Below are 7,385 nucleotides of genomic sequence, written 5' to 3'. Positions count from 1 at the left end.
ATCCTAAATTTGCTAAAAATCTGCTTCCACGAAATCTTTTTTTTTAATAATTCCAAGAATACCCAAACTAGCTCGTTTGCGCTTATTTGGATGTCTAAAACTCCGAAATTTCGGGGTGCGGCTAGTAAATTCATCCCTATACCGCAGACGTAACAATCGCCTATTTTTGTAGTCATCGCGCCGCCGATTTTAAGCTCGCCGACGTAAAAATCGTTAGGCCATTTTAGCCAAATTTCAGAGCCCTTTTGAGCTAAAATTTCGCGCATTACGCCCGCAAAATAAATAGAGACCGACGACGGATTTAGATCCTCCGGCAGCGATCTCTCGTCCACGCAAAACGAAAAAAACAGATTTCCTTTTAGCCCGACCCACTCGTTGGAGCGGCTGCCTATGCCGCCAGTTTGCTCGCTCGCTACGATGCTGTAAGGCGGTTTGATAGCGCCGCGTCGCACCGCATCGGTTAAAAATAGCTGCGTAGAGGGCAGGCTATCTACGAATTCTACTAACATAAAATATAGCCGACGCCAAGGCGCTTGCCGTTTAGATACGAGCTAGCATCCACGGGCTTTTTGCCCGGCTCTTGCACGGTCTCTATGCATAAAGCGCCCCCTCCTCCGCACGCAACGTAAATGTAATATTTGCCGTCAAATATGATTTTGCCGGGCTTGCGGCACTCATCCTCGCGTCCGTAGAGATATTTTAAATCCAAAATTTTTAACCCGCTAGCTAGATAAATCCCCGGCCAGGGCGTTAGCGCGCGAAATTTATTATAAATTTGCCGTGCGCTTTCCTCAAAACTAAAAAGCCCGTCTGATTTTGCTATTTTTTTGCAGTGCGTAGCCTGCGCGCCCTCTTGCTTGATCGGAGTCAAATTTGCAAAATTTCGCAACACTCGCACGATCAGCTCGCCCGCCAAATCCCCAAGCTCGCTAAACAGCTGCGCCGCCGTTTTATCCTCGCAAGGCGTGTAGGCAAAATCAAGCATATCGCCCGTGTCAAGCCCTGCATCCATCAGCATCGCCGTCACGCCCGTCTGCTTTTCGCCCGCCAAGATCGCGCTTTGGATCGGGCTTGCACCGCGGTATTTAGGCAGGATCGAGGCGTGCAAATTTATACAAGGCGCGATATCAAGGACAGCCTGCGGCAAAATTTTACCGTATGCGGCAACCACGATGAAATCAGGTTTTAAGTCTTTTATCTGCGCTGCAACCGCCTCGTCTTTTAAACTCGCAGGCTGAAAGATTGGCACGGCGGACAGATGCTGCTGCGCATAAACTTTAACCTCGCTCGGAGTTAAAATTTGCTTCCTGCCGACAGGCTTATCGGGCTGCGTAAAGACGGCCGCGATCTGAAATTTCGCCTCAGTAAGTGCGCGCAAAATTTTAGCCGCATATTCGGGCGTTCCCATAAAAACTATCTTCATTCTTTTCCTTTAAATTTAGCCACATCACGGTGCGAGCCGAATTTACGCCATGCTTACCTAGCGTAATATAAATTTTGCGCAAATTGCAAAACCGATAATCTGCGCTGTGCGCAAGGTAAAATTTATACGCATCGCACAAACCAAACCCTGCGCAAAAGGCCGTATCATTACCGTTTTTCGCGCTTATTTAACGGCGGATTGATTTTTATCCTCGGATCCGTCCGGCCAAGGCCAAAAAGCACACGAATCTTCGGACCAATAAATTTTTGCAGACAGTTTCGCTCCCAGCTCATCAAGGCTAATCTTGCCGTCATGATTAGCATCGAGCCTCTTAAATTCCGAGCCTGAGCGCAGATTTAGCTCTACTCTCAGCCCGGACGGCACCTCGCTCGCCGTCCACTCCTGCAAGCTCAGCGCACCGCCATGATCCTTGTCGTTAAAGTCCATAAAATTCGGCACTGGATCGGCGGGATCGCAACCGTATGCGCCAAAGCATAAAAATACTAGAATAAAAATTTTATTCATTTCGCCTTCTTAAATTTTATATTTTTGCGACGTTTGCGAGCGATAAACATAAAATTTACCCGCATATACGGGCGCGCTTAAGACCTGCATTCGCAAAAGCCCTCTGCGGCGTGGCTTTAGCACAACCTACAGCTCCTTTTTAAGTAGCTCAAGCAGGTTAAATTTTAGCTCGTTTATATTTTGTCCTGTCGCCGAAGAAATCGGCATTACAAAAAATGGCTTGGCGGCGTCAAATTCATAAATATCTTGTTTAAATTTCATCTCGCCCGCCGTGCCCGCGAGTCCCAAATGCAACAAAAACGCGTCAAATTTTTCCTGCAAATTTTCAGCCGCGTCCGCGCGAGTTAGAGCGATCGCGTAGTCTCTTTTTGCAAGCTCTCCGGAAAATTTCGCCGTCTCGGCCCTCAGCGCGTCAAACTGCTCCTTAAGGCTACGGTAGTTCGCAAGATCGAGCATAAAAAGTAAAATTTTAGTGCGTTCGACGTGTTTTAAAAACTGCACGCCAAGCCCGCGCCCCTCGCTTGCGCCCTCGATAATGCCCGGGATATCGGCCATGACAAAGCCGCTGTATTCGTCCACCTCAACGAGACCGAGCTTTGGCGTGAGCGTGGTAAACTCGTAGTTTGCAATCTGGGGTTTGGCGTTTGAAACTGTCGAGATTAGCGTGCTTTTGCCCACGTTTGGAAAGCCCACTAGCCCCACGTCGGCGATGAGTTTTAGCTCTAATCGCACCTCGCGCGTTTCGCCTTCGAGACCTTTTTGTGCGTATTCGGGGGCTTGATTGATCGAGCTTTTAAAATGCACGTTGCCAAGCCCGCCTTTGCCGCCTTTTAAAAATAGCTCGCGCTGCCCTTCGCTAGTTAAGTCGCAGAGTAGCTCGCCCGTCTGGGCATCTAGTACCGCGGTGCCGGGAGGCACGATGAGATCGAGGTGTTCGCCTCTTTTACCGTGCATTCTCCGCCCCGTGCCCGCTTCGCCGTTTTGCGCGCGCATGGCCTTTTTGCCTTTATATGCCGCCAGCGTGTGCGTGTTGTTATCGGCGACGAAATATACATCGCCACCGTCGCCGCCGTCGCCGCCGTCCGGTCCGCCTAAAATCACGTGTTTTTCGCGGCGAAAGCTCACCGAACCGGCTCCGCCGTGGCCAGAGCTTAGGGTTAAATTTACGCTATCTATAAACATTTTTTGCCTTGGTTTTTAAATTTTCTTTCATTATTTTTCGGTTCGTTATTTTGCGAAGTTTTCGGATTATATCGGTTTATTGATTAAAATTTGATTTGCCGCAAAGCTTAAACGATTTGCCATGCGCCGTTATTTATGCGGATCGTTTGCGGTAAATTTTCGCGGTTTGGATCAAATTTCAGGATTTGACGAATAGTGCGGCGGTCGTTTCTAATACGAGATTTTTTGATAAATTTTAAATCTTTCCTAAGCGAGTTGGGATAGCGAAGCCGTTTTGATCGAGAAAAACTTTTAGATTTCATGAAAATTGAGTTGTTTTAAAAAAGGGGCTTTCGCCCCAAGGATTACGCAGCAGGATAAACTGAAACTTTTTTTCTGTTTTTATCTAGTCTTTCGAATTTAACGAAACCGTCGATTAGAGCGAAAATCGTGTGATCTTTGCCTAGGCCGACGTTGCTGCCCGCGTGAGTAGCGGTACCGCGCTGGCGGATGATGATGTTGCCCGCGCGAACGAATTCGCCGCCGAATTTTTTAACGCCTAAGCGTCGTCCGATGGAATCTCGGTTATTTTGGGTTGAGCCTTGACCTTTTTTGTGTGCCATATCAGTTCCTTTTTAAATTAAACTTACTCGTCTCGCTTCGATATACTTCGTTGAAAATTCGATATTTGATACTCACGACCCATGCGGTCGCTGCGTTCAAATCCCGATTTTCGCCTCGTCTATCTTTGCGATACATCGCGATTGGCTTATTAGCCTGCGATACTTACGACTTTTACGCGTGTGAACTGTCTTCTAAAACCGCGTTTTAGTTTTGAGTCTTTGCGTCTGCGTTTTTTGTAAATAACGACTTTTTTATCCTTGCCCTCGTTTACGACTTCAAGAACGACTTTCGCACCCTTTACGAACGGCGCGCCTACCTTTACTTCACCGTCGTTTACGCACAAAACGTCCGTAATCTCGACTGATGATTTTGCTTCAGCACTGAAATGGTCAAGCTTAAGATATTCGCCTTCGCTGACGCGATACTGCTTGCCGCCGTGCTTAAATATAGCGTATTTTGACATACTCTACCTTTCTAAATTTGGTAAGACCAAAAAGCGCTTTTGGATTTCAAAAGACTTGGGGAGCTTTGTTGGTTGTAAGAGATGGATGATACCCAAAAATTTATAAATTTTGGTTTAATGCCCTAGCTTTTAAAATTTCGTCCGCCAGGTTTTTAGGTCACGCGCAAAAACAAATAATTCTCCTTAAACTTTCCATTGTAGCGTAAATTTTAACCTCCTTTTAGGTATAATCGCCCAAATTTAAGCAAATTTGAGCCAAAACGCTCGGCAAAATAAATTTAGGACGAAAATGGCAGGCGAAGACCAAGAAAAAACTGAAGAACCCACCTCCAAAAAAATCGAAGACGCGCGCAAGGACGGCAACGTCCCCAAAAGCCAAGATATAGGCGGCTTCGTAACGCTAGTAATAGGTATTTTAGTACTTCTTGCGATGCTTGATTTTATGCGCGATCAAGTCGTGGCTTTATATACTTATTACCAAAAATTTATAGGCGCCGAGATAACGCCTAGCGTGCTTTATCAGTTAGCTATCAACTCGCTTGCGAGAATACTTTTAATGATACTACCGGTTTGCATCTGCGTGGCGATCGGCGGTATAATCGCCTATACGATGCAATTCGGGCTAATTTTTACGACAAAGCCCATCACGCCCGATATCGCCAAAATAAATCCGCTAAAAGGGCTTAAAAATCTCTTTTCGATGAAAAAAGCCATCGAGAGTATAAAAATCGTAGCAAAAGTGACGGCGGTTTTCGGCGTGGCGTTTTATTTTTTTTTACAGTTTATCAAGGAACTTCCTAAAACGCTGTTTTTATCGATGTTTGATCAACTAGCATGGCTAAAAGAAAAGCTAATAATATTAGTAGGCGTGATGCTTTTAGTGCTTTTAGTAATCGGTCTAATCGATCTTTTAATCGTGCGATTTCAGTATTTTCGCGATCTACGAATGAGTAAACAAGAGATTAAAGACGAATATAAGCAAATGGAAGGCGACCCGCAGGTAAAAGGCCGCATCCGTCAGCTGCAAATGCGCGCGGCTAGGCGCAGGATGATACAAAACGTCCCGCAAGCCGACGTCGTCATCACCAACCCGACTCATTACGCCGTGGCCGTCAGATACGACAAATCAAAAGATAGCGCGCCCGTTATTTTAGCCAAGGGAGTAGACTTCGTCGCGATGCAAATTCGCAAAATCGCCGCCGAAAACGGCGTGCAAATCGTAGAAAATCCTCCTCTTGCGCGCGAGCTTTACAAAGTCTGCGAAGTCGATAGCATGATACCTGCGAATTTATTTCGCGCCGTTGCGGAGGTATTAAGTTTCGTTTACATGGGAAATCAGGAAAAATTTAAGGATAAATTGAAATAGTTTAGAGCCCGAATTCGGACTCTAAATTTTAAAACCTAGGCGACAAAGCCGTAGATATGCGCTAGTATCCAGCCGATACCGCACGAGCTAAATACGCCGATGAAGCCGGGGATAATAAAGCTGTGGTTAATAACGTATTTACCGATGTGCGTAGTACCCGAGCGGTCAAACTGGATCGCCGCAAGGTCGCTTGGATATGTAGGAAGAATAAAGTATCCGTAGCAAGCCGTAGCAAACGCGACGATGATACCTGGATCCACGCCTATTTGTACCGCAAGCGGTACGAACGTCGCGGCGGCAGCGGCTTGAGAGTTTAGGAACTTAGATATAAGCATACCGACGATAATATACATCCACGGATAGGCCTTCATCACCTCTCCTAGCGAGCCTTTTAGCATCTCGATATGAGAGTGGAACATCGTATCTGCCATCCAGCTGATGCCGTAGATCGCGACAAGCGCCACCATACCGCTGTGGAAGATCTCGTTTTGAGCGATCTTAGCAGCCTTGATACCTGAGTAGATCATCATGATTGATGCGGCTAGAAGCATGAAAATTTGGATCGTATCGACCATGCCCAAAGGCGCGGTTTTTTTCATAGTATCTTTTACTACGATGCTAGCGTTTGCGACGGTTTCGCTTTTACCGTCTTTGGTAATGACTACGTTGCCGCCGTCTGCGACGATAGTTTGAGTCACTTTTTTGTCTTTATCTAACACCTCTACGCTAGTAAATTTCGTAGAGTCTTTTACCTTGCTATCTTTTACGTTTGAAACTACTTTGCCGTCGGCTACCATAGTTACTACTTGTCCGTCTTTGATGGTAATATTTTTAACGGTTTTTTTATCTACTATGATCTCGACCGATTTACCAGGGACATTGCTAGTCCAGCTAGGGCGAAGCTGTTTATAGTAGCCTAGAACCGCCACGATAGCGATGGTAGCTAAGAATATCCACATTATATTCCATTGCTTTTTAGGCAGATGAACGCCGACTAGCGATTTAGAATCGTCAGAGCCGTAGATGTATTTTCTTTGCTCCGGATCTTTAATTTTTTCTTGAAATTCAGGGTCTTTATCAAGGTCTTTTCCTCTAAATACGGAAAAAGTACCGATGCAAAGCACGCCTATGAAGGTAGCCGGAATCGTAACTTTAAGCAAATCTACGTAGCTAGTAAAGCCATCGATATGAACGGTGCCCGTGCCTAGCAAAACCGCGACCATAGATACGCCCGCAACCGAAACCGGGCTAGCGATGATGGCTAGCTGAGAGGAAACCGTAGTAGCCGCCAGCGGGCGCTCCGGACGGATACCGCTTTTCATCGATACGTCGTAAATAATAGGAAGTAGCGTGTAAACCGTGTGTCCGGTGCCGCATAGAACCGTTAGCGTCCAGCCGCAAATCGGAGCCAGATAACAAACTAACTTAGGATGCTTTCTAAGCGCTTTTTCCGCGATTTGAAGCATAACGTCAAGACCGCCCGCGGCTTGCAAAGTAGCGCTTGCTACGACTACGGCTAGAATCGTAAGAATAACGTCTACCGCCGGTTTTCCGGGCTTCATATCGAATGCAAATACCAAGATAACAAGGCCGATACCGCCTAGAACGCCCAGCGCCATACCGCCTTTTTTAGCTCCGTAGAACAAACAGCCCAGCACGACGATTAACTGCAAGAAAAACTGCGTGCTCTCGCTTAAAGATGTTAAAAATTCCATCTTTCAACCTTTCTGAATAAAATTTTGACGCCATTATAAAATCATTAAAGTTAAAAAATAATTAAAATTCTTAATAAGTTCTACTAAAAATTTAATTTAAATTTACAT

At 45.9% G+C, this 7,385-nt stretch carries 8 protein-coding genes; 1 reads left to right on the top strand and 7 read right to left on the bottom strand.

What is annotated here, in order from left to right:
* The 6 genes from QZ147_RS07495 to rplU form a co-directional block, all read right to left on the bottom strand.
* Window positions 1-509: biotin--[acetyl-CoA-carboxylase] ligase (locus QZ147_RS07495; protein ID WP_295148862.1), on the bottom strand; the 509-nt coding region annotated here is incomplete at its 3' end.
* Window positions 503-1,423, bottom strand: coding sequence for a methionyl-tRNA formyltransferase (gene fmt / locus QZ147_RS07490; protein WP_295148860.1), 921 nt, complete (start codon window positions 1,421-1,423; stop codon window positions 503-505). The genes QZ147_RS07495 and fmt, both read right to left, overlap by 7 nt.
* A gap of 183 nt (window positions 1,424-1,606) precedes the next feature.
* Window positions 1,607-1,948, bottom strand: a complete 342-nt coding sequence (locus tag QZ147_RS07485; RefSeq protein ID WP_295148858.1) for a hypothetical protein — start codon at window positions 1,946-1,948, stop codon at window positions 1,607-1,609.
* A gap of 126 nt (window positions 1,949-2,074) precedes the next feature.
* Window positions 2,075-3,130: a GTPase ObgE gene (gene obgE / locus QZ147_RS07480; protein ID WP_295148856.1), complete on the bottom strand. Its 1,056-nt coding sequence runs from the start codon at window positions 3,128-3,130 to the stop codon at window positions 2,075-2,077.
* A 344-nt stretch (window positions 3,131-3,474) separates the two neighbouring features.
* Entirely contained in the window at window positions 3,475-3,732 is a 258-nt protein-coding gene (gene rpmA, locus QZ147_RS07475; protein WP_002943616.1) for a 50S ribosomal protein L27, read from the bottom strand.
* Window positions 3,733-3,881: 149 nt separating this feature from the next.
* Entirely contained in the window at window positions 3,882-4,196 is a 315-nt protein-coding gene (gene rplU, locus QZ147_RS07470) for a 50S ribosomal protein L21 (RefSeq protein WP_295148854.1), read from the bottom strand.
* A gap of 289 nt (window positions 4,197-4,485) precedes the next feature.
* Between rplU and flhB the strand changes: the two genes are divergently transcribed.
* A complete protein-coding gene (gene flhB, locus QZ147_RS07465) occupies window positions 4,486-5,562 on the top strand; it encodes a flagellar biosynthesis protein FlhB (protein ID WP_295148852.1) in 1,077 nt (358 codons plus the stop codon).
* A 35-nt stretch (window positions 5,563-5,597) separates the two neighbouring features.
* On the opposite strand, the gene QZ147_RS07460 is transcribed toward flhB, so the two are convergent.
* Complete coding sequence (locus QZ147_RS07460; protein WP_295148851.1) at window positions 5,598-7,277, bottom strand: anaerobic C4-dicarboxylate transporter; 1,680 nt, start codon at window positions 7,275-7,277, stop codon at window positions 5,598-5,600.
* Between the last annotated feature and the right edge of the window lie 108 nt (window positions 7,278-7,385).

The sequence above is a fragment of the uncultured Campylobacter sp. genome, assembly GCF_905371695.1.
Lineage (GTDB): Bacteria > Campylobacterota > Campylobacteria > Campylobacterales > Campylobacteraceae > Campylobacter_A.
Note: the sequence above shows the minus strand (reverse complement) of the source record. Positions and strands in the feature narration are given on the sequence as shown.

What these genes read in the sequence shown, in the direction of transcription:
- rpmA (WP_002943616.1), bottom strand. Translation starts at nt 3,732, where the DNA reads ATGGCACACAAAAAAGGTCAAGGCTCAACCCAAAATAACCGAGATTCC.
- QZ147_RS07485 (WP_295148858.1), bottom strand. Translation starts at nt 1,948, where the DNA reads ATGAATAAAATTTTTATTCTAGTATTTTTATGCTTTGGCGCATACGGT.
- flhB (WP_295148852.1), top strand. Translation starts at nt 4,486, where the DNA reads ATGGCAGGCGAAGACCAAGAAAAAACTGAAGAACCCACCTCCAAAAAA.
- QZ147_RS07460 (WP_295148851.1), bottom strand. Translation starts at nt 7,277, where the DNA reads ATGGAATTTTTAACATCTTTAAGCGAGAGCACGCAGTTTTTCTTGCAG.
- fmt (WP_295148860.1), bottom strand. Translation starts at nt 1,423, where the DNA reads ATGAAGATAGTTTTTATGGGAACGCCCGAATATGCGGCTAAAATTTTG.
- rplU (WP_295148854.1), bottom strand. Translation starts at nt 4,196, where the DNA reads ATGTCAAAATACGCTATATTTAAGCACGGCGGCAAGCAGTATCGCGTC.
- obgE (WP_295148856.1), bottom strand. Translation starts at nt 3,130, where the DNA reads ATGTTTATAGATAGCGTAAATTTAACCCTAAGCTCTGGCCACGGCGGA.